The 20,746-nt window shown below is 60.7% G+C and carries 21 protein-coding genes; 16 read left to right on the plus strand and 5 right to left on the minus strand.

The genetic code is table 11. The annotated features are described in order from the left end of the window. From nusA to ACIOTN_RS14485, 5 genes are all read left to right on the plus strand, one after another. Nucleotides 1-984 (plus strand): transcription termination factor NusA, encoded by a 984-nt coding sequence (gene nusA, locus ACIOTN_RS14465; protein WP_105661830.1) that lies wholly within the window; start codon nt 1-3, stop codon nt 982-984. Nucleotides 985-1,125: 141 nt separating this feature from the next. After that, nucleotides 1,126-1,446, plus strand: coding sequence for a YlxR family protein (locus ACIOTN_RS14470; RefSeq protein ID WP_105657280.1), 321 nt, complete (start codon nt 1,126-1,128; stop codon nt 1,444-1,446). Nucleotides 1,447-1,622: 176 nt separating this feature from the next. After that, nucleotides 1,623-4,598 (plus strand): translation initiation factor IF-2, encoded by a 2,976-nt coding sequence (gene infB, locus ACIOTN_RS14475; RefSeq protein ID WP_133832994.1) that lies wholly within the window; start codon nt 1,623-1,625, stop codon nt 4,596-4,598. A gap of 101 nt (nt 4,599-4,699) precedes the next feature. Then, nucleotides 4,700-5,134, plus strand: a complete 435-nt coding sequence (gene rbfA, locus ACIOTN_RS14480) for a 30S ribosome-binding factor RbfA (RefSeq protein ID WP_105657282.1) — start codon at nt 4,700-4,702, stop codon at nt 5,132-5,134. 188 nt (nt 5,135-5,322) lie between these two features. After that, nucleotides 5,323-5,769 (plus strand): YdeI/OmpD-associated family protein, encoded by a 447-nt coding sequence (locus ACIOTN_RS14485; protein WP_332727082.1) that lies wholly within the window; start codon nt 5,323-5,325, stop codon nt 5,767-5,769. An 89-nt stretch (nt 5,770-5,858) separates the two neighbouring features. Here ACIOTN_RS14485 and ACIOTN_RS14490 read toward each other — a convergent pair whose 3' ends face one another. The 4 genes from ACIOTN_RS14490 to ACIOTN_RS14505 all read right to left on the minus strand — a co-directional run bounded on the left by ACIOTN_RS14490 (nt 5,859) and on the right by ACIOTN_RS14505 (nt 9,799). Further along, entirely contained in the window at nt 5,859-7,343 is a 1,485-nt protein-coding gene (locus ACIOTN_RS14490; protein ID WP_402735616.1) for a molybdopterin-dependent oxidoreductase, read from the minus strand. A 198-nt stretch (nt 7,344-7,541) separates the two neighbouring features. Continuing rightward, nucleotides 7,542-8,384, minus strand: a complete 843-nt coding sequence (locus tag ACIOTN_RS14495) for an anti-sigma factor domain-containing protein (protein WP_402735558.1) — start codon at nt 8,382-8,384, stop codon at nt 7,542-7,544. Beyond that, nucleotides 8,384-8,965, minus strand: a complete 582-nt coding sequence (gene sigK, locus ACIOTN_RS14500; protein WP_402735559.1) for an ECF RNA polymerase sigma factor SigK — start codon at nt 8,963-8,965, stop codon at nt 8,384-8,386. Before sigK ends, ACIOTN_RS14495 begins: the two co-directional genes overlap by 1 nt. A gap of 171 nt (nt 8,966-9,136) precedes the next feature. After that, a complete protein-coding gene (locus ACIOTN_RS14505) occupies nt 9,137-9,799 on the minus strand; it encodes a fasciclin domain-containing protein (protein ID WP_105657286.1) in 663 nt (220 codons plus the stop codon). A 279-nt stretch (nt 9,800-10,078) separates the two neighbouring features. On the opposite strand from ACIOTN_RS14505, the gene truB reads away from it, so the two are divergent. The 11 genes from truB (at nt 10,079) to ACIOTN_RS14560 (ending at nt 19,735) form a co-directional block, all read left to right on the plus strand. Continuing rightward, the gene (truB, locus tag ACIOTN_RS14510; RefSeq protein ID WP_105661834.1) at nt 10,079-11,002 is read left to right on the plus strand and encodes a tRNA pseudouridine(55) synthase TruB; all 924 of its coding nucleotides are present in this window, start codon (nt 10,079-10,081) and stop codon (nt 11,000-11,002) included. A gap of 17 nt (nt 11,003-11,019) precedes the next feature. Further along, entirely contained in the window at nt 11,020-11,382 is a 363-nt protein-coding gene (locus ACIOTN_RS14515) for a hypothetical protein (protein ID WP_105657288.1), read from the plus strand. A gap of 10 nt (nt 11,383-11,392) precedes the next feature. Continuing rightward, nucleotides 11,393-11,860 (plus strand): hypothetical protein, encoded by a 468-nt coding sequence (locus ACIOTN_RS14520; RefSeq protein ID WP_402735560.1) that lies wholly within the window; start codon nt 11,393-11,395, stop codon nt 11,858-11,860. A 64-nt stretch (nt 11,861-11,924) separates the two neighbouring features. Beyond that, nucleotides 11,925-12,878 (plus strand): bifunctional riboflavin kinase/FAD synthetase, encoded by a 954-nt coding sequence (locus ACIOTN_RS14525; protein WP_402735561.1) that lies wholly within the window; start codon nt 11,925-11,927, stop codon nt 12,876-12,878. Between the two features lie 5 nt (nt 12,879-12,883). Further along, entirely contained in the window at nt 12,884-13,669 is a 786-nt protein-coding gene (locus ACIOTN_RS14530; protein WP_105661835.1) for a class I SAM-dependent methyltransferase, read from the plus strand. 107 nt (nt 13,670-13,776) lie between these two features. After that, entirely contained in the window at nt 13,777-14,046 is a 270-nt protein-coding gene (rpsO, locus tag ACIOTN_RS14535; protein WP_013348393.1) for a 30S ribosomal protein S15, read from the plus strand. Nucleotides 14,047-14,672: 626 nt separating this feature from the next. After that, entirely contained in the window at nt 14,673-15,548 is an 876-nt protein-coding gene (locus tag ACIOTN_RS14540) for an ABC transporter substrate-binding protein (RefSeq protein ID WP_402696369.1), read from the plus strand. A 6-nt stretch (nt 15,549-15,554) separates the two neighbouring features. Continuing rightward, a complete protein-coding gene (locus tag ACIOTN_RS14545; RefSeq protein ID WP_402735562.1) occupies nt 15,555-16,403 on the plus strand; it encodes an ABC transporter ATP-binding protein in 849 nt (282 codons plus the stop codon). Further along, on the plus strand, nt 16,400-17,242 hold the full coding sequence (locus ACIOTN_RS14550) for an ABC transporter permease (protein ID WP_402735563.1): 843 nt from the start codon (nt 16,400-16,402) through the stop codon (nt 17,240-17,242). Before ACIOTN_RS14545 ends, ACIOTN_RS14550 begins: the two co-directional genes overlap by 4 nt. Before the next feature lie 29 nt (nt 17,243-17,271). After that, nucleotides 17,272-18,600, plus strand: coding sequence for an LLM class flavin-dependent oxidoreductase (locus ACIOTN_RS14555; protein WP_133832990.1), 1,329 nt, complete (start codon nt 17,272-17,274; stop codon nt 18,598-18,600). Nucleotides 18,601-19,177: 577 nt separating this feature from the next. Beyond that, nucleotides 19,178-19,735: a hypothetical protein gene (locus ACIOTN_RS14560; protein WP_105658233.1), complete on the plus strand. Its 558-nt coding sequence runs from the start codon at nt 19,178-19,180 to the stop codon at nt 19,733-19,735. A gap of 199 nt (nt 19,736-19,934) precedes the next feature. Here the strand turns inward: ACIOTN_RS14560 and ACIOTN_RS14565 are convergent, their stop codons facing one another. Continuing rightward, on the minus strand, nt 19,935-20,666 hold the full coding sequence (locus ACIOTN_RS14565) for a type 1 glutamine amidotransferase domain-containing protein (protein WP_133832988.1): 732 nt from the start codon (nt 20,664-20,666) through the stop codon (nt 19,935-19,937). Between the last annotated feature and the right edge of the window lie 80 nt (nt 20,667-20,746).

Genomic DNA, 20,746 nt, shown 5'->3' on the forward strand with positions numbered 1-20,746 from the left:
GTGGATATCGATCTGAATGCGCTGCGCATCCTGGAAAAAGACCGCGACATCCCAATGGATGTTTTGATTCCGACCATCGAGTCGGCACTGCTGCTGGCTTACAACAAGACCGAAGGCGCCATGCCTGGCGCCCGCGCGCACATTGAGCGCAGCAACGGCCATGTGGCGATCCTGGTAGAGGACCGCGACAACGCCGGCGTGCTGCTGGGCGAATTCGACGACACCCCGCACGGTTTCGGCCGCATCGCCGCCTCCACCGCCCGCCAGGTAATCATGCAGCGCCTGCGTGAAGCTGAAGATGCGCAGGTTGTCGGCGAGTTCGCAGCCCGCGTTGGCACCCTGATCTCCGGCGTCATCCAGCAGGGCTACTCCTCGCATATGGTGCAGGTCAAGATCGGTGATCTGGAAGCGCTGCTGCCACCAGTTGAGCAGTCCCCAGGCGAGAAGTACCAGCACGGAAACCGCCTGCGCGCCTACGTTGTTTCCGCTGAGCGCGGCAACAAGGGCCCAGCCGTTACCCTGTCCCGTTCCCACCCGAACCTGGTTCGCCTGCTGTTCGAAATGGAAGTTCCAGAAATCGCTGACGGCACCGTCACGGTCGAGGCACTGGCTCGTGAAGCTGGCCACCGTACCAAGATTGCTGTGCGCGCAACCAAGGCCGGTGTCAACGCCAAGGGCGCTTGCATCGGTGAAATGGGAACCCGCGTGCGCGCCGTGATGAACGAACTGAACGACGAGAAGATCGACATCGTTGACTACAACGAGGATCCAGCGAAGTTCATCGCCGCGGCCCTGTCTCCATCGAAGGTCGTCTCGGTAGAGATCCTGGACGAAGCCGAACGCCGTGCTCGCGTGGTTGTTCCCGACTCCCAGCTCTCGCTGGCAATCGGCAAGGAAGGCCAGAACGCTCGCCTTGCTGCCAAGTTGACCGGCTGGCGCATTGACATCCTGGCTGCCTCGGGCGGCAAGGAACCGCAGCTCTAAGCAGCTGCGGGAAATAATTCCAGTTCAGCGTGTTGGAAGCCTAGCTGCGTGTGAGCCACAACTCATGCGTGCTATGGCGTCCAAACGCGCTAGACTAGTAGATGGCTCGTAATAACTAGGGAAGGTGGCGACGGCGCTCGCATGAAGCTGCATCAGCAACGCACGTGCATTGGCTGTCGAACCGTAACCAGTAAAAATGAGCTGCTCCGTTGGGTCCTGAAAGACGGTACACCGCTGCATGCGGTGAGTTTGGATCAACAGGGTTCCGCTTCCGGGCGGGGCACTTGGACCCACGGGACCGAAAAGTGTGTGCAGCAAGCGGTGCAGCGCCGGGCGTTCGCGCGGGCCTTCAGGTCTGCGGTAGACGATTCGCAGGTGCTGCAGGAATTCACTGCATACGAAGATCAGCTGGCAAGCAACCAGCTATCTGGCAAACATGATGAAAGCGGGTCAGAAATCTGATGGCAACCCGATGAGTCGGCAATGCTGAGCGCACAACGATGAACAATCAGTTCTGCGTGATCCACCGTGCGACGGAAGAATTTCACGAATTACACAGCTGATCTGCCAGACCGCTGATCTAAAGATTTATCTTTTGATACCGGGGTTTGAGCAGATCACATCGACACAGGAGAGATGTGGCTAAACCCCGCGTTCACGAGCTCGCTAAAGAGCTCGGAATCACTTCAAAAGAAGCACTAACCAAGTTGCAGGACATGGGCGAATTCGTTCGCTCGGCATCCTCGACCGTTGAACCGCCAGTAGCGCGCAAGCTGCGCGACGCATTCCCAGGTTCCAACGGTGCCGCTAAGCCAGCAGCTGCTGCCAAGCCAGCCGCCGCCAAGCCAGCGACCCCTGGAGCACCGAAGTCGGCTTCCAAGCCGGCTGCTACCCCAGGTGCCTCGGCCCCGAAGCCAGGCGTTAAGCCAGCTGCGGCAGCTCCGGCTCCTGCAGCCCCAGCTGCCCCAGCCGCACCTGCGGCGCCTGCAGCTCCGGTCGCGAAGGCAACCCCTGGCGCTCCATTGCCAGGTGCAGCCCCGGCACCGAAGCCAGGTGCCAAGCCAGCTCCGAAGCCAGGCGCTCCACGCCCAGGCAACAGCCCGTTCTCTTCCCAGCAGGGTATGCGCGGCGCTGAGTCCGGCGAACGCCGTGGTGGCGGCAACCGCGAAGGCGGTCGTGCCCCACGTCCAGGCGCACCTCGTCCGGGCGGTCCACGCCCAGGCAACAACCCGTTCTCCTCGCAGCAGGGTATGCGCGGCGAAGGCGGCCAGGGCGGTCCTCGCCCACCACGCGACGGCCAGCGCGGTCCACGCCCAGCAGGTGCCGGCGGTCCACGTCCGGCTCGTGACGGCCAGGGCGGTCCACGTCCGGCGCGTGACGGCCAGCGCGGTCCACGTCCAGCAGGTGCCGGCGGTCCACGCCCAGCAGGCCAGGGCGCTCCACGCCCAGCCGGCGCAGGTGGCCCACGCCCAGCAGGTGCCGGCGGTCCACGCCCAGGTGCTGGCGCAGGTACCACGGCAACCCCGCGCATGATGCCTAACCGCACCGATCGTCCAGCGCCAGCAGGCGGCGGACGTCCAGGTGCAGGTGCCGGCGGCCGCGGTCGCCCAGGTGGCGGCAGCGGTGGCGGCAGCGGTACCGGTGGCGGCTTCCGCCCAGGTGCACCACGCGGTCGCGGTGGCGTTGGCGGTGCTTTCGGCAAGGGAGGCGCCGGTCGCGGCAAGCAGCGCAAGTCCAAGCGTGCAAAGCGCCAGGAATTGGAGCAGATGAGTGCTCCGTCATTGGGCGGCGTGAATGTTCCACGCGGCAACGGCGACACCGAGATCCGTCTGCGCCGCGGCGCGTCGATCACCGACTTCGCCGACAAGATTGGCGCGAACCCAGCAGCACTGGTGACCGTACTGTTCCACCTCGGTGAAATGGCTACCGCCACCCAGTCGCTGGATGAGGCAACCTTCGAGGTACTCGGCGAAGAGCTGGGCTACAAGGTGCTTGTCGTCTCCCCTGAGGACGAAGACAAGGAACTGCTCGAAGGCTTCGGCCTGGACCTGGACGCCGAACTTGAGGCTGAAGGCGAAGACGTGCTTGAAGAGCGCGCCCCAGTCATCACCATCATGGGCCACGTCGACCACGGTAAGACCCGACTGCTGGATGCTATCCGCAAGTCGAACGTTATCGAGGGCGAGCATGGCGGCATCACCCAGCACATCGGTGCGTACCAGATCAACCACATCCATGAGGGCCGCGATCGCGCAATGACCTTCATCGATACCCCGGGCCACGAGGCGTTCACCGCCATGCGTGCCCGTGGTGCCGAGGTCACTGACGTGGCCGTGCTGGTTGTCGCCGCGGATGACGGCGTCATGCCGCAGACCGTGGAAGCACTGAACCACGCACAGGCTGCCGGCGTGCCGATCATCGTCGCTGTGAACAAGATCGATAAGGAAGGCGCCAACCCTGACAAGGTCATGGGCCAGCTGACCGAATACGGTTTGGTTCCAGAAGAATACGGTGGCGACACCATGTTCGTGAAGGTTTCGGCACTGCAGAAGCAGGGCATCGACGAGCTGCTGGACGCTGTCCTGCTGACCTCGGACGTGCTTGAGCTCAAGGCCAACCCGGACAAGTCCGCTCGTGGCGTGGCCATTGAAGCGAACCTGGATAAGGGCCGCGGTTCGGTTGTTACCGTCCTGGTCCAGTCCGGTACCCTCTGCGTTGGCGACACCATGGTGGTGGGCACCGCCCACGGCCGCGTGCGTGCAATGTTCAACGAGAACGGCGAAAACCTCGACGTGGCACTGCCATCGCGTCCGGTACAGGTCCTGGGCATGTCCTCGGTCCCGCGTGCTGGCGACGGCTTCCTGATCACCGAAGACGAGCGCACCGCCCGCCAGATCGCTGACAAGCGCGAAACCGCAGAGCGCAACGCAATGCTGGCCAAGCGCCGCAAGCGCATCACCTTGGAAGACTTCGACAAGGCTGTTGCCGATGGCAAGATCGATACCCTGAACCTGATCCTCAAGGGTGACGCTTCCGGTGCTGTTGAAGCACTGGAAGACTCGCTGATGAAGATCGAGGTCGGCGACGATGTGCAGCTGCGCGTGATCCACCGCGGTGTCGGTGCGATCACCCAGAACGACGTCAACTTGGCAACCGTGGACAACGCCATCATCATTGGCTTCAACGTCCGCCCAGCCGAGCGCGTGGCAGAACTGGCCGACAAGGAGGGCGTCGACATGCGCTTCTACTCGGTCATCTACTCCGCTATCGACGACATCGAGAATGCGCTCAAGGGCATGCTCAAGCCGGAGTTCGAAGAAGTGGCCCTCGGCACCGCCGAGATCCGCATGGTCTTCCGCTCCTCGAAGTTCGGCAACATTGCCGGTTCGATCATCCGCTCGGGCACCATCAAGCGCAACACCAAGGCTCGCCTGGTACGCGACGGCAACGTCGTGGGCGACAACCTGAACATCGATTCGCTGCGCCGCGAAAAGGACGATGTCACCGAGGTCCGCGAGGGCTTCGAATGCGGTATCGGCCTGGGGTCGTTCAACGACATCAAGGAAGGCGACATCATCGAGACCTTCGAGATGCGCGAAAAGCCACGCGACTAATTGCCGACAAGCAATTAGCAGTGTGACTCACTGATTCGTGGGCGTTTGACCGATAAGCTTTGGTCAAGCGCCCACGAGTTTTGAACCATTAGGAGAAAACCATGGCTGATTCAGCCCGCGCCGCACGCCTGGCTAAGCGCGTACAGGTCCTCATGGCCCAGTCGCTGCGCAACGTCATCAAGGACGAGCGCATTGACAACGTCACCGTGACCGACGCTCGCGTCACCAACGACCTGCAGCACGCTACGGTGTACTACACCGTCTTTGGCGATGACGAGATGAAGAAGGACATCGCTACCATGCTGGAAAAGCGTGGCGGTGCCCTGCGCAAGGAATTGGGCCGCAATCTGACCATCCGCCTGACCCCGACGCTGGCATTCGTCGCCGACGAAATCCCCGAGGGTGCCTCGCACCTGGAGGAATTGCTGGCCAAGGCCCGCGAGAAGGACGCCGAGGTTGCAGCTCTGCGCGAAGGCAAGGACTTCGCCGGAGACCAGGACCCGTACAAGAAGGACGAGGACGCCGAAGAAGCCTAAGGGCTTCTGGGCTTCATCCTGACTGGAGCAACGCCCCGGCCAGCACGCATTGCGTGCTGGCCGGGGCGTTATGCGTTGGCCTCGATTACCCTCACAGCGAAGCGCGAATCCCTGCCGAAGGCTGGTCGCCGGGAAGATGGTGGGATAGCGTGATCAGAAACCGCCGGATTCGACCAAAGGTGCAGCACATGCCAGAATTCACCACAACATTGAGCGCAACCGGCGGGAACAACGTGGGCATCGTGGTTCCCGATGGCATCGTGCTCGGATTCGGCCGCGGCAAGCGCGTGCCGGTCATCGTGTGCATTGACGGGGACTACACGTACCGGAACAGCATTTCTTCCATGCACGGGCAGTTCCTCATTTCCTTCAGCTCCGAGACCCGTGCTGCCACGGGCAAGGGTGCGGGCGATGAAATCAGCGTGAAACTCGAGCTGGACGAGGAACCGCGCACCGTCGAAATCCCCGAACCGCTGGCCGTGCTGCTCTCCGCCGAGCCAGAGCTGCTGGACGCCTGGAACAAGCTGTCCTACAGCAAGCAGCGCGGCCACGTGGACCCCATCGTGGCTGCCCGCGGCGAGGACACCAGGACGCGCCGGGTCGAGAAGGTCATCAAGACGCTGCGCAGCCACTAGCCTGCCGGGGCCATGCCCGCTGAGCCAGCAGGCCAGCCGGCCCCGGTCGCAGTCGGCAGCAGTGTGAACAACCCACTGGTGCCCCGGAGCTACTGCACGGTGAATTGCAGGCGCTGCCAGCCGCTGGCGCCATTGGGCACCGGGTTGGCTTTCTCGCTGGTCTGCAACTTGCCCTGTGCATCATAGGCGCGGACGGTTGCCGAGTGCGTTCCGGGTGCTGCGTCCTTCCATACGAAGCGCCACTGCCGCCAGGTATCCAACGAGGCTTCGGTCGCCAGTTGGGCATCTGCCCACGGTCCGTCATCGATCTGCACCTGCACACGCGAAATGCCCCGGGTCTGCGCCCATGCAGTTCCGCCCAAGACGACTTCTCCGGCAGGCACCTGGGCGAACGGGCGAGGGGTATCGATGCGGGAAGACATCTTGATTGGACCGCGTTCGGACCAGCCGCGAGTAGTCCAGTAGGCCGCCTTGTCCTGGAACCGCGTCACTTCCAAATCGACCACCCATTTGGTGGCCGACACGTAGCCGTAGAGACCTGGAACCACCATGCGCACCGGGAAACCATGCTCGAAAGGCAGAGGCTCGCCGTTCATGCCGATGGCCAGCAAAGCCATCCGGTCGTCGGTGAGCGCTTGGAGCGGGGTGGAGGCACTGAAACCGTCGTGCGAAGTCGAAAGCACCATATCCGCGCCGGCCTGCGGAACCGCGCGCTCCAGCAGCTTACGCAGCGGGTAGCCCAGCCATTTCGCGTTGCCTACCAGATCGCCGCCGACGGGATTCGACACGCAAGTGAGCGTCAGATAGGTTTCCACGAGTTCTTCGCCCAGCAGTTCGTCGAAGTTCACGGTGAATTCCTTCTCCACCATGCCGTGCACGCGCAGCGACCACTGGTTCGGGTCGATCTGCGGCACCGAAAGCGCGGTATCGATGCGGTAGAAATCCTGGTTGGGAGTCACGAAGCGGGGCATGTCCGCTACTTCTACCTGCACCCCTTCGGGCAGGGGTTCCGCCTTGGTCCGGGCCGCAGGCAGGCGCAAGGCCTTGCGTGCGGCGGCGGCCATATTCCGCGACGCCGACAGCGAGGTGGAAACACCGGTGGAGACGGCCGCGGCGGCCAGGGACAGGGCTGCGCCTATCAAGAACTTCCTGCGGCTTGGACCCGTCGCGGTGGCGCCCTCGTCCTGCCTTGGGGCCGCGGCCACAGCCAGCCGGGTCAGCCACTGCAGAAGCCCGATACCGGCGATCGCGCCCAGTACCGTCGGGATGATATCCAGCAGGCTGGTGGAAGCACGAGCGGCCACGGCACTGGAGAGCAGTACGGCCAAGCCGATGATGGCCGTGCAGGCCAGCGCAAAACTTCGCTTGGCGATCAGGCCGATCATCGCCGCCAGGACTGCGGCGGCTGCACCGATGGAAATGAATAACGCCAACTTGTCATTGGTCCCGAAGGTCGCGATGGCGAAGTCCTTGAGCCATGGGGGAGTCAGGTCGATGATGGCTGAACCCAGCGCGAAAAACGGCGAGGATGCATTGTTGAAAAATGCCGAGGCGAATTGGGCCACGGCAAACATGATTGCGGCCGAGCAAATTCCAGCCACCGCGTGGAATACGAGTTTACTGCTGCTGCGCTTCTGCCAAATGCCCACTGCCACTCACCTCATGCGTTGCGGTCCATGTTCCCCTGCAGAATGCAGGGGAACAACTTCTCACAGTGTTTTCGGAACGGGCAGCATTGCGGATTGGAACAGGCTACAAGAACTTCCGCACGCTCACAGCGATTGGACCATGATGGGGTCTGTTGTCGGGGCAGGGGAGCCGGTGGCCGGCTCGACCGTGATCCCGAAGTGCGTGATGCCCTTCATTGGATCCGAAACCATGATCATGCCGTTGGCATCACCGCCGGTGAGCATTCCCGCAGGAACCGCCCCTTCTGCCGAGATCAGCCACAGCTCGTAGCCCTTGTCGCTGGACAAGGCTGGCATGCCCGAGGTGGACACCGCCATCAGGCCTTCGTCGGCAGAATAGGACAGCGTGATTCGCGCGCCGTCGTCCAGTGTCTGCGTTTTCGACTTGGCATCTGGGGCAGCCAGGATGCGGCTGAGCTCTTCTTGATGCGAGGCCATGGCGGCCATCTGGCTTTCCAGCTCGCGCTGCTGGGAATTCTGGTTGATGGCCAAGCCGCCCAGAGCCACCGCTGCGAGCAGCAGGACGCCGGCGGCCAAGGCGAAGAAGCGCTGCGGGCCGCGTTCTGCGCCAGCTTGCGGGGCCTGGTGCGTTGCAGCGGTTTCGGTTTCCCGTTCAGCAGGAGCAGCTGGTTCAGCAGGAGCTATTGGGTCCTGTGCCTGGGCGCCGTCGTGATCGAGGGCCGTCTCCTGCACAGGTGCCAATTGCTCGGTGGTGCGGATAGCGGCCATGATGTTGTGCTTCAGCCGGGCCGGAGGATTGACCGGTTGCGCTGACAAGCCGAGCAGTCCAGCAGTTTCCTGCAGGGCATCCAGTTCCCGGCGTGCCTGGGCAGAGTCGGGACCCCCATGCTGGAGGGCTTCGCGTTCCTTGTCTTCCAGAGCATCCAGGGCGAAGCTGTCGGTCAGCTCGTTCTCGTGCTTGTCCATTACGCCGCTCCCATCAGTTCTCGAAGTTTGCCCATTCCATCGCGTATTCGCGTTTTCGCGGTTCCCACCGGTATTTTCAGCAGCTCTGCGACTTCCGTGTGGGTGTATCCGCCGAAGTAGGCCAGGTGTATCGCCTCGCGTTGCGAGGCGGTGAGCCGCTGCAGGGCTTGGGCTACGCGCATGGTCTCGTCGTGCAAGATGGCATTCTCTTCCACGTCGTCGTAGCTGTCCTGGAATTCCTTGATTCCAACGCGCAAATCCCGGTCCTGGCTCGCTTGGCTTGCTCGCACCCGGTCGACGGCCCGGCGGTGGGCAATAGTCAGCAACCATGATGCTGCCGTGCCACGCGTCGGATCAAAGCGCCTTGCCTGTTGCCACGCTTCGACAAACACTTCCTGGGTGACTTCTTCGCTCTGTGCATTATCGCGAAGCACCCGCAGCACGAGTCCGAAGACCCGTGAAGCCATGGCATCATAGAGCGATTCGAAGGCAGATTCATCTCCCAGCGCGACCTGTTGCAGCAGGACGTCTGGCGTTTTCACGGAATCGTCTTCCATGGCATCGAGTCTATTGGAACTCATGAATCCTAGGGTCTCATGCATCTGTGGCTAAGCGGCTATCTGCTGTGGCGTGGCGTTTTGCGAAAAGATCCGTCCAAGGGAACCAGGTTCCCGTTGCACCGGCGAAGGTGATGCCTGGAAGGTATTCCATGCACCACCTTCATGCCAGCGGCCTTGATGATTCTTGCTGTACTACTTCTTTGCCGGTGGCATCAGGACGGTGTCCACCAGGTACACGGTTGCGTTGGCGGTCTGCACGCCGCCGCAGATAACCGAAGCCCCGTTGACTTCCAGATCGTCGCCGCTGCCGGTGACTTCCACTTCTTCGCCCTGGACCGTTGCGTGGGTTCCGGGAAGATCATCTGGTGCAATCTGGCCGGAAACGACGTGGTAGGTCAGGATGCTGGTCAGGGTGTCGGCGTCCTTGGCAACTGCGGACAGGTCATCCTTCGGGATTGCCGCGAAGGCGTCGTCAACCGGTGCGAAGACGGTGAATTCGCCGCCATTGAGGGTGTCGACGAGATCGACATCAGGATTCAGCTCACCGGAGACTGCAGAAGTCAGGGTGGTCAGCAGCGGGTTGTTCGAGGCAGCGACGGCCACTGGATCCTGGGCCATTCCGGCTACGGAGCCATCACCGGTCGGGACTGCTTCGGCGTAGGCCGCGCAACCCTTGCCCACAAGATTGCTTGCTGGATCCATTGCCGATTCACTGGCCATGGGCGAGCTGCTTTCCGAGGCGGACGCCGTGGGCGATTCCATGGTTTCCGAACCGGTCGAGCAGGCGCTCAGTCCCATGGCGGCGACTGCGATGAGCCCGAATGCTCCAGCGACTTTGCTGTATGTGCGCTTCATGATTTTCTCCTTGCTTCGCCGCGACTGATGTCGTCGGTCCTTTTCCTGTCCGTGCGGATCAGGTTGTCAATGAGCATTCGGGGCAGGTTGCCCGACGGATTGGATTCTCTTGGAAATTTTTTTGCGTCTTGCTGGCAGGCCGTGAAGCTGCCGGATCCGCGGGCTGGCGGGCCCGGTCCCGGAGCATTGCCGGCTCATGGAAATAGGCTGCAAGTGGGATCTGCCACGCTTGGAACCAGCGACAGCCTTATTCTCTGCACAAGCCATATACTGGAAGGCGTGAGTAAAGCCGGGCAGAACACGCAAGAGCAGGCCTCAGGCCTCGTATTAGTCGACAAAGAGCAGGGAATGACCTCCCATGATGTGGTCGGTCGCATCCGCAGACTTGCAGGGACTCGAAAAGTCGGCCACGCCGGCACCCTGGACCCCATGGCCACCGGCGTGCTGGTTATCGGCGTGAACAAGGCAACCCGGCTGCTGACCTACATCGTCGGCCACGACAAGACCTACACCGCCACCATCCGGCTGGGGCAGAACACCGTCACGGACGATGCCGAAGGCGAAATCATTTCCGAGCGCATCGCCGCAGCGGTCAGCGACGAAGACATCGAGCGCGAGATCGCCCAGCTGCGCGGAGACATCGAGCAGATTCCGAGCTCGGTCTCGGCCATCAAGGTCGATGGCAAGCGTTCCTACGCTCGCGTGCGCGCTGGCGAACAGGTAGAACTCAAGGCCCGCCCGGTCACCATTTCGCGGTTCGAGATCCATGAGGTGCGCCGCGAAAACGGCGGCAAGATCCTCGACGTCGACGTCACGGTATCGTGCTCTTCTGGAACCTACATCCGTGCGTTGGCCCGCGACCTGGGCGAAGCATTGAACGTTGGCGGGCACCTGACGGCGCTGCGCCGTACCGAGGTGGGCCCATACAAGATCGAGCTCACCCGCACCCTGGAGCAGCTGGCCGGGGAATTCGAGATTCTCCCAATCGAAAAGGCTGCTGCCGCGCTGTTCCCGAATCGCACGGTCAGCGTCGACGAAGCCGTGGAATTGTCTTTCGGCCGCACCATTCCCGCCTCGCATCTGGGCATGGACATTGCCGAAGGCCAGACCGTTGCGGCTTTCGCTCCCAATGGCGTGCTGGTCGCACTGCTGGAAGACAAGGGCGACAAGGCGCGTACGGCCTTGGTCTTCACCGCTAAGTAATCCCGAAAGGAACTGGCTTGATTGCCGTCAATGGATTCTTCATCGCCGGAGCGGTGGTCTGCGCACTGGCATTGCTGGTGGCAGTTATCGCAACCGCTATCCGCAAGCACCCGGATGACTGGGCGCTGATCGGTGCGGTGGCCACCGAGCTTTTCCTGATTGCCTACGGCATCGCGGCCGCGATCCGCCAGGTCGGGGGAAATGCGGTGCAAGGCGACCCGGTGGAATTCTGGGGCTACTTCATCACAGCGCTGATCATGCCGCCGGTGGCCTTCTTCTGGGCGATCAGCGAGAAGAGCCGTTGGTCCAACGCCGTGCTGGCCGCGTCGGCCGCCGTCACCTTCGTAATGGTGTTCCGCATGGAACAGATCTGGCAGTAGGAGTACTCACATGGGTGAAAACCCGCGAAATTCGCGAATCATGCAGGCCGCTCAGGCGCGCAGCACCAATAAGGCCCCCAAGCCAAGCCGGTCCACCGGACTGGGCCGGGTGATCATTGCCGTGTACGGCATCCTCGCCCTGGCGGCGAGCGTGCGCGCGGTGTACCAGATCATGAGCAAATTCGACGAAGCGCCGATCGCCTACAGCCTGTCGCTGTTTTCTGGCCTGGTCTATATCCTTGCCACATTCTCGCTGTCTTCAGCCAAGCGTGGTGCCTGGCTGGTTTCGCTCTGGGCGGTAGCCGTTGAATTGGCAGGCGTGATCGTGGTCGGCATCTTGTCGCTGACCCACCCCGAAGACTTCGCCCATCCGTCGGTGTGGAGCGGTTTCGGCGAAGGATACGGCTACGTTCCACTGGTGCTGCCGATTGTCGGCATGTGGTGGCTGTACCGTAACCGTAATGAGCGTCACGCCTAAAGACGTGCAAGAATTACCACGGTGGGTTTTCCATCCACCGCAGCAGAATTTCTGAAGGAGCAAAGTGCACTATTGGAAGGGCTTGGATGCCGTCCCCGCGGATATGGCTCCCACTGTCGTGACCATTGGCAACTTTGATGGTGTCCACCTGGGCCATTGCGAGGTGCTGGATGCAGCTGTCGCGCAGGCCAAAGCACGCTCGGCTCAATCGGTAGCGATCACTTTCGACCCGCACCCGGCGCTGGTGCACCGTCCCGAAGATGCTCCTGAATTGATCATGGGTCTGGCTGACCGCGTGGACACCTTGGCCAGCGTTGGCCTGGATGCCACGCTGATGATCCACTACACCCTGGAATTCGCGGACCAGAGCGCTGAAGAGTTCGTTCGCTCCATCATCGTAGAGAAGCTGAATGCCGTGGCCGTTGTGGTCGGGCATGATGTGCGTTTTGGCCGCGGCAATTCCGGGGACTTCAGCTACATGCAGGAACTGGGCACCAAGTACGGTTTTGAAGTCATAGGTGTCGAAGACGTAGGGGACAAGCGCCGCTTGTCCTCGACCTGGGTCCGTGAAGAACTAGCCGCCGGCAACGTCGAAGCTGCCGCCGCGATCCTCGGCCGGCCGCACCGCATGCGCGGAGAAGTAGTCCATGGCCATGCCCGTGGACGCGAGCTGGGATTTCCCACCGCGAATCTGGACACCGAAGCCACCGGCATCATCCCCGCCGATGGGGTCTATGCCGGCTGGGTGATCGACGAGGCCGAGGTGCGTTGGCCAGCAGCAATTTCCGTCGGGTCGAACCCCACCTTCGATGGCGTCTCCCGAGTGGTTGAAGCCCACGTGATTGACCGCCCCGAAGAAGGCGTGGAAGATTTCGATCTGTACGGACAGCAGATTGTCGTTGAGTTCATTTCTCACCTGCGTCCGATGGTTGCCTACCGCGGCATCGAAGCCCTCATTGAGCAGATGACCGAGGACGTTGACCAGGCCCGTGCGGTGCTGGCTATAGAACGCCACTAGGAATCATGGCTGAGATACCATCATTGCCGCAGCGGGCCTTCGTCGTGGGCGCCCAGCGCCGCGATGAATTAGCTTCCGCTTTCCAAGCCGATGCCGAAAGCTACGACAAGATCCGTCCTTCCTATCCGCAGGAAGCCTTGGAATTCACGCTGCAGCACCGACCGGTGAGTGCCATTGACATCGGCTGCGGTTCGGGGATCTTCACCGAACAGCTCATCCGTGCAGGCCTGGAAGTCAGGGCCGTAGACCCATCGGCAGAAATGCTCTCGGTCCTGTCCAAGCGGCTGCCGGCGATCGAGGTAACCTGCGCCGCAGGTGAAGCGACCGGCTTGGAGGCCGATAGCGCTGGCCTGGTGACCTATGCCCAGGCATGGCACTGGGTGGACCACCCTCAAGCCAGTGCCGAAGCGGCCCGATTGCTCCATGATGGCGGTTGGCTCACCCTGCTGTGGAATCAGCTGGATGTCGCCATTCCCTGGGTTCACCGCTTGGCACGCATCATGCATGCCGGCGATGTGCACCGGCCCGAGCTGGAGCCGCCGTTGGGACCCCAGTTCCAGAAGCCGGAGCATGGCATCTGGCATTGGTCCATGGAACTGGATTTCCACGAGATCGTCGAGCTGACCAAATCCCGCAGCTACTACCGCAAGTCTTCAGAAACTACCCGCGCCAAGGTGGAAGCGAACTTGGCCTGGTATTGGCAGGAGCATCTGGGGCACGAGCAGGACGCAAAGGTGCAGGTGCCCTATCTCACCCATGCCTGGAGGTCCCGCCGGCGCACCCGTCGGTGATATGATTGACGATGGTTCTCGCTGCAGTCCGCGGTTGCGAGTTTCCGCCGTGAGCGTCTCGACGTTCGCACCGACTTATGAACGCGGTCCAACTCTAGGAGTTTGTTATGGCATTGGATGCCACTATCAAGAACGAAATCATCAAGGCTTACGCTACCCACGAGGGTGACACCGGTTCGCCTGAGGTTCAGATTGCCGTCATGTCCCGCCGTATTTCGGACCTGACCGAGCACCTGAAGATGCACAAGCATGATCACCACACCCGCCGTGGCCTGATGGCTCTGGTTGGTCGTCGTCGTCGTATGCTCGGCTACCTGAAGAACACCGACATCGAGCGTTACCGTTCGCTGATCGAGCGTCTGGGCCTGCGCAAGTAGTCCTCTGCTTCAGAGCAAGAAATTCCCCGTCTCCGCTTCAGGAGTCGGGGATTTTTCTTTGCCTCCGGACCTTGGCAACGCCGCTCATGCGTTCGCGATTTGCCGGCACGAATCAAGATCAGTAATCGACAGAGGCAAGAATCGGATGAATTCCTGCTCTCCCAGGCTCATCCCGCAGGCAAGCACATGACGGAACAGGCGTCTGAGAGGCCTTGGACGCACCCGCTAACGTTTCCCCGGATTAAATTCCGCCCCGAATATCTCGGTATCTGACCTTCCTGTGGAGCCACATACCGTTGGGCTAAGGCTAATGAGCCATCCGCGACATCTTCCGAAACCTGAAGGTCACTTTGACCTCAGGTTTCTTCTCGTTTCTCCAGTTTTCCATGCCCTTTCCGCGGCGCCGCCCAAATGGTTGCATGGCTACCAAGCACGGAAAAAGCGCGAAATAGAGGGGAACAGGGATGAATAATTTCAAACGGTTGAACTTTCGAAGCATGGGCACGGCGGCGGGGCTGACGGCAGCAGCATTCTTTTTAGCCTCATGCACTGCGTCAGCTCACGGCACGGATCTTGAGAACCCCGACGGCACAATAACCGTCCGCTACGAAGGAAGCGCCAATACCGTGATCCTTCCGGAGCTGGCTGAAGACCTGGGCTACCTTGACGGTGTGTCCTTGGAATGGGTTGGCAACAACTCCAGCGGGCCCTCGGCGATCCAGAACACAGCCACCGGCGCCACCGAGATCGGCAGCGCGTTCTCCGGAGCAGTGGTGAAGCTGCAGGAAGCTGGATCGCCTGTCACCGCGGTGGTCTCATCCTATGGTTCCAATGCAGACTACTTTGTCGGGTTCTACACGAGCGAAGACAGCGGCATCAAAGAACCGAGGGACCTCATTGGCAAGACAATTGCAGTCAATACTTTGGGCGCTCATTCCGAAGCGGTCGTTAGCAGCTATCTGAAATCCGAAGGCCTGACGCCGCAAGAGATCGAGCAGGTGCAGCTGGTCGTATTGCCACCTACCGACACCGCACAAGCCGTTCGCACCCATCAGGTCGACGTTGGCGCTCTTTCCGGGGCTTCCCAAGTGCATGCGGTGAAGCAAGGCGGCTTGCGAGAAGTTTTCAGGGACACGGAAGTCTTCAGCAACTTTGATGCCGGAGAGTACGTCCTTCGGGATGATTTCATCGCTCAATACCCTGAAGCAGCGCATTCCCTGGCCACTGGCATTGCCAAAGCAGCGGACTGGGCTTCGACGCATCCGCGCGAAGAGGTCATCAAGAGATTCACCGCAATCGTTGAATCCAGGGATCGCGGAGACGACGTTGAAGCCCTGCAGTACTTCAACGGCTATGGCTTGGGCGAACACGCAGCCATCGAAGACGAGGACTTCAGCAGATGGGCGCAATGGCTCAATGACGCGGGGATTCTCGAAGGAGAAATCACCCCCAGCGAGTACTACACCAACGAATTCAACGACCTCGCAAACGAAGGGCAGTAATCGCGCATGTCTACCATTGAGATCAAGAACTTGGGCAAGAAATTCCTCCGCTCCGGATCAAGTGAAGATACTGCCGTCACGGCCATTGAATCACTGGATCTCCGGATCCAGGACGGAGAATTCTTCACCCTTGTCGGCCCCAGCGGATGCGGCAAATCCACTCTTCTGGATATCTTGGCCGGGTTGGCCGCGCCAACTTCGGGCGAAGTTCTCGTTGATGGCGAGCCGGTCTCCGGTCCCAGCCTGGAACGTTCAGTAGTCTTCCAGCAATACGCGCTCTTCCCATGGCTCACGGCAGTGGCCAATGTCGAGGTGGGGCTGGAGAGCCAGGCCCGTCGCGGTCGGGGACTGGACAAATCGGGAAGGCGGATCCGCGCTAACGAATATCTGCGACTCGTTGGCCTGCAGGGTGTGGAAGACAAGTACCCCCACGAACTATCCGGCGGCATGCGTCAACGCGTGGCCATAGCCCGTGCCTTGGCCCATGAACCCAAGGTGCTGCTGATGGATGAGCCGTTCGCCGCCCTGGATGCCCAAACACGCGAACAACTCCAGGACTTGCTGCTAGATATCTGGAATCGAACCCGAACCACGATTGTCTTCATTACCCACGGCATCGAAGAAGCCGTGTACCTGGGGCAGCGGGTAGCGGTGATGTCCTCCAAACCCGGACGAATCAAGGAGATCATCAACATTGAACTCGACGGGCGCCACAATGTTGATGACATCCGCTCGGCTCCCCAATTCAGCGATTACCGCCATCGCATCTGGACGCTGCTTCACGAGTCCGCTCCCAGTGCCGGCAAATCGCCGGTGAGCCACAAGTCGCTCGTTTCTCCAGGAGTACCAGCATGAGTACCCTAGCCGTACCGGACCAGCGCCTGCAGGGCTCCACCGGGGAGTCAAACCGGCCCTCTCCTTTCCTGCGTTTGGCCGGAAGACTGCGGTCAACGCTGTACCGTTCGGGTGCGATCATCGGTTTTCTCCTGGTGTGGGAGCTTGTCCCGCAATTCGTCCTGGAACCATCATCCCGGGTCTTTCTCCCTCCCTTGCATGAAGTCCTGCAGGCACTGGGGAAGATGATTGCCTCAGGGGATCTGGGCACGCACATCCTGGCAAGCCTAGGCCGGGCGGCCGTAGGATTCACGCTCGCTGTCCTCATCGGCGTGCCAGTCGGATTGGTCGTCGCGTGGTTCTCGAAAATCGGCGATTTCCTCAACCCGTTGCTGGAGGTATTCCGAAATACCGCGGCCTTGGCGTTGCTTCCGGTCTTCACGCTCCTTCTCGGTATCGGCGAAGTATCCAAGGTATCGATTGTCGTCTACGCGGCGTTCTTCCCGGTGCTTCTCAACACCATCCTTGGAGCACGCAGCGTAGATCCCTTGCTGATCAGGGCGGCAAAAACCTTGGGGCTCACCAGCTACGAGATCTTCGCGAAAGTTGTCTTGCCCGCCTCCGTACCCATCATCTTCACCGGCGTCCGCATGGCAGGAACGTCATCCGTGCTGGTGCTCATCGCCGCCGAAATGATCGGCGCCAAGGCTGGACTGGGCTTCCTGATCACCAATTCGCAAGCCAGTTTCCTGATCCCGAAAATGTACGCAGCCATACTCACTGTCGCCATCCTAGGCTTCACGGTCAACGCAGCACTTGTAGCGCTGGAGCGCCACTTCTCGCGCTGGGCTCGCGCCTAGACAATCTTCCTACCGAAGGGACTACAACCATGACACGAACTTTGACTCTCAACGCGTTCTTGATGACTACCGGGCATCATGAATCCTCATGGCGCCTGCCGCTGAGCGACCCACATGCCGGAACGGACATCGGCCACTACATCCGTTTGGCGCAGCTGGCCGAGAAAGCGAAGCTCGACGCGATCTTCCTCGCAGACGGCCCCGTGCTTCAAGGGCCGGTCGCCCAACGACCTGCAGGAATCCTCGACCCTGTGACAGTGCTTTCTGCCATCGCCCCGTTGACCCGGCACATTGGGCTGATAGCGACCGCATCAACCAGCTACAACGACCCCTATAATCTTGCCCGCCGCTTTGCAAGCCTGGATGTGATCAGCAATGGGCGTGCGGGCTGGAACGTCGTCACCACAGCAGGCGATGCAGCGGCGAGGAATTTCTCCCAATCCGCCCAATTGGACAGCTCGCAACGATACCGTCGCGCCGAGGAATTCCTGGAGGTGGTCAAGAAGCTCTGGGACTCCTGGGAGCCGGATGCAGTCGTCGCTGACAAGGGAAGCGGGATCTGGGCGGATCCGGGCAAGATACACCCCGCGGCCCACATCGGGGAGCACTTCCAGGTTGCTGGAGCGCTCAATGTCCCGCGGTCGCCCCAGGGGCATCCGGTGATCGTCCAGGCGGGAGCTTCGGCCGCCGGCAAGGAATTCGCCGGGCGATGGGCTGAAGCCATTTTCACCGCTCACCAATCATTTGAGTCTGCCAGGGACTTCTACCAGGAAATCAAAGACAAGGCAGCAGGCAACGGCCGAGCAGCGCATTCGGTCAAAGTCCTTCCAGGAATTGTTCCCATCCTTGGTTCCACGGAAGCCGAAGCCAATGAATTGGCGGATTCCCTGGATGAGCTCATTCTGCCGGAATACGCCAGGAATACTCTGGCCCAGCAGTTGCATGTGGAGCCGGCAATCCTTGACCTGGACCGAGAACTTCCCGCCGAGCTGGAGAATACCGTGGCCAAGGAGAAATCCACCTCCCGAAGAGATCTCATCTTGGATCTGGGTTACCGAAGGAAGCTCACGGTTCGCCAGATCATCCGGGAGCTAGGTCCTGGCCGGGGACACCAGACGTTCTCGGGTACGCCGGAGCAGCTGGCGGACCGGATCGAGTACTGGTTCAAAGCCGGAGCGGCCGATGGATTTAATATCATGGCTCCGGTCTTGCCGGCAGGTCTCGAAGTATTCACGGAGCAGGTAGTCCCGATTTTGCAGCAGCGCAAGCTCTTCCGTACCGAATACGAGCAGAGTACGCTTCGCGGAAACTACGGGTTGCCAGTACCGGCAAATAATCGCCTGGGCTTGGCATTCTAGAGCCTGAAAGTCGTGTACCGAAGGGCGAGAGCCATTGCTCTCGGCCTTCGGTTGCCGGTGGGATCAGGCCCCGGCGGATACCGGTTGCTGGTTCAGCTGCGTCCTCCAGGAATGCCCTGGGTGATCAGCATGGAGAAACCGCAAGGAAAGTACTGGCGAGGGGAGCCGCACGAAGTTGATTCGACAAGGCTCCCACCACGGGCAGCAGCTGGTGAAGAGCAAATCGAAGTAGCGCGATTACTACCCGGCAACGCGCAAGAGCAATAAGAGCTTCATCAGCGCCAAGGGCCTGGCCAAAACCAAGGCTGTCACCCGTGGCAAGAAGGGCAACGGCGTTTGGGCGCTTTCCAGGAACAAAGCAAAATCCCTAGCTGCAGCTACTAAGGACGGCAAGGCGCCAGTTGGACCCGAAATCAGTGGAGGAGGCAAGAAGGGTACATGTGGCACTTCCACCCCAACAAGCGGACCCCTGACATTCATCTCTTCTACGGAAGCTCGACCTGGGAAAGAACTTGCACGAAGCATTGGTGCCGCCAGCTACTGTTGGCGGCACCAATAGTGCTTGAATTGGGGAACTATGACTGACTACCAAGAACTCTTGCAGGCTGCTCGTGCACACTACGGGGTTGGCGCTGCTCCACGCGTGTCGGAAGCTGCAGCACTTCTCACCTCGTTGGGTGGCAAGACCTTCGACTACTCCAGGTTCGCCGGCAACCTCATCGATGAATATGTAGACTCGGCACGTGTAGTTGCAGCCTACGATATTTCCGACCCAGAGCTCCTTGCTTCCCGGTCCTTGCCGGTTGAACGCGAAATGATGGAATGGCCTCCCGAAGAAGATGAAGACAGCTACGACGTTGTGTTCACTAAGGATGAAGAGCTGTGGAACGTCATTCAGAACGAGCTCGGTGGGATGAGGCGAGCAATTGTCTTGCTTGAGCATGCTGAAGGGGATGCAGGCGCTGTAGGCAACTTCCGTGTAGCTGGATTCGCACAGTGGCTAAGGGAGACGCTCTGGGCTGCTACCGGTGTCGTTCCGCGAGATCCAGGCTGGCCGGATGAGAGCGCCACTCTGTATGAGAAGGCTTTTGCGATGCAGGGACGGCCAGGTTGCGAACCAGACCCAATCGATTGACGAGTATTGTCGGGTCAATCCGAGACGCTTTCCAAGCTGCTTGCATCACCAGCCACGCTTTCGGCAAGGGGTGCACGGCGTTGCATGGAGTACGGAATGCGTTATATAAAGTCCAGTAGAAGTCGAAAACGCTTGGATCCGCGAAGCTACACGGATCCAAGCGTTTTTTATGAGATTTCGGGCTGGGTTACGACTTAGCTCATTGTGCCTCGGCCTCGGACTCGGCGGCTGCGGCTTCAGCGGCCTTCTCCTGGTGGATCACTTCGGCCAAGAGCTTTTCCATTTCCTTGGCGACACCTGCGGCGGAAGCTGGGTTCTGTCCGGTGACCAGGCGTTCGGAGACTTGTACATTCTCTTCGAAGTTATCGGCGGCGATATGCGTGGCGCCTTGCTCGGTGAGCTTGTCGGCCAGGAAGAACGGAATGATCTTATCCTTGCCTACGGCCACTTCTTCATCGTTGGTGAATGCTGCAACGGTTTTGCCACTTAAGAGTTTCAAACCATGATGCAGCTCGACATCGAGCAGACCGGCCGGGCCGTGGCAGACTGCACCGACAACGCCGCCCTTGTTGTAGATAGCGCCGACCAGCTTTTGCAGGCCCTCATTATTGGGGAAGTCCCACATGGTGCCGTGGCCTCCCACGAGGTACACGGCGTCGTACTGTTCGGGGTCGACGACTTCAACCCTTGCGGTGTTGTACAAGCCGGCACGGGTCGTTTCGTCCTGGGTGAACTGGACCTGGACCGGGTCGTCCTGGTCCACTGTGTCGCGCGGGGGCTGTCCGCCTTTAATGGAAGCGAAGTCGACGAAGTGCCCGGAATCCCGGAACACCTTCCATGGATGTGCGGCCTCGGCGACGTTGTATCCGGTAGGTTCCTTGTCATTACCGATTTCGGAAACGCTGGTCAGGACCATGAGGATTTTCTTCAAGGTGTGCTCCTTTCGCATTCGTCCTTCCACCCTTGTACAACAGGCAGGCTGTCGCAAGGGCGATGCGCAAGTTGCCAGTT

It is taken from the genome of Glutamicibacter sp. NPDC087661 (genome assembly GCF_044743275.1).
In the GTDB taxonomy this organism is placed as follows: Bacteria; Actinomycetota; Actinomycetes; order Actinomycetales; family Micrococcaceae; genus Glutamicibacter.

Coding starts and splice junctions, on each gene's coding strand:
- ACIOTN_RS14470 (WP_105657280.1), top strand. CDS start 1,126: ATGAAGCTGCATCAGCAACGCACGTGCATTGGCTGTCGAACCGTAACC.
- rbfA (WP_105657282.1), top strand. CDS start 4,700: ATGGCTGATTCAGCCCGCGCCGCACGCCTGGCTAAGCGCGTACAGGTC.
- ACIOTN_RS14485 (WP_332727082.1), top strand. CDS start 5,323: ATGCCAGAATTCACCACAACATTGAGCGCAACCGGCGGGAACAACGTG.
- ACIOTN_RS14490 (WP_402735616.1), bottom strand. CDS start 7,343: ATGTTTGCCGTGGCCCAATTCGCCTCGGCATTTTTCAACAATGCATCC.
- ACIOTN_RS14495 (WP_402735558.1), bottom strand. CDS start 8,384: ATGGACAAGCACGAGAACGAGCTGACCGACAGCTTCGCCCTGGATGCT.
- sigK (WP_402735559.1), bottom strand. CDS start 8,965: ATGAGTTCCAATAGACTCGATGCCATGGAAGACGATTCCGTGAAAACG.
- ACIOTN_RS14505 (WP_105657286.1), bottom strand. CDS start 9,799: ATGAAGCGCACATACAGCAAAGTCGCTGGAGCATTCGGGCTCATCGCA.
- ACIOTN_RS14520 (WP_402735560.1), top strand. CDS start 11,393: ATGGGTGAAAACCCGCGAAATTCGCGAATCATGCAGGCCGCTCAGGCG.
- ACIOTN_RS14530 (WP_105661835.1), top strand. CDS start 12,884: ATGGCTGAGATACCATCATTGCCGCAGCGGGCCTTCGTCGTGGGCGCC.
- rpsO (WP_013348393.1), top strand. CDS start 13,777: ATGGCATTGGATGCCACTATCAAGAACGAAATCATCAAGGCTTACGCT.
- ACIOTN_RS14545 (WP_402735562.1), top strand. CDS start 15,555: ATGTCTACCATTGAGATCAAGAACTTGGGCAAGAAATTCCTCCGCTCC.
- ACIOTN_RS14550 (WP_402735563.1), top strand. CDS start 16,400: ATGAGTACCCTAGCCGTACCGGACCAGCGCCTGCAGGGCTCCACCGGG.
- ACIOTN_RS14555 (WP_133832990.1), top strand. CDS start 17,272: ATGACACGAACTTTGACTCTCAACGCGTTCTTGATGACTACCGGGCAT.
- ACIOTN_RS14560 (WP_105658233.1), top strand. CDS start 19,178: ATGACTGACTACCAAGAACTCTTGCAGGCTGCTCGTGCACACTACGGG.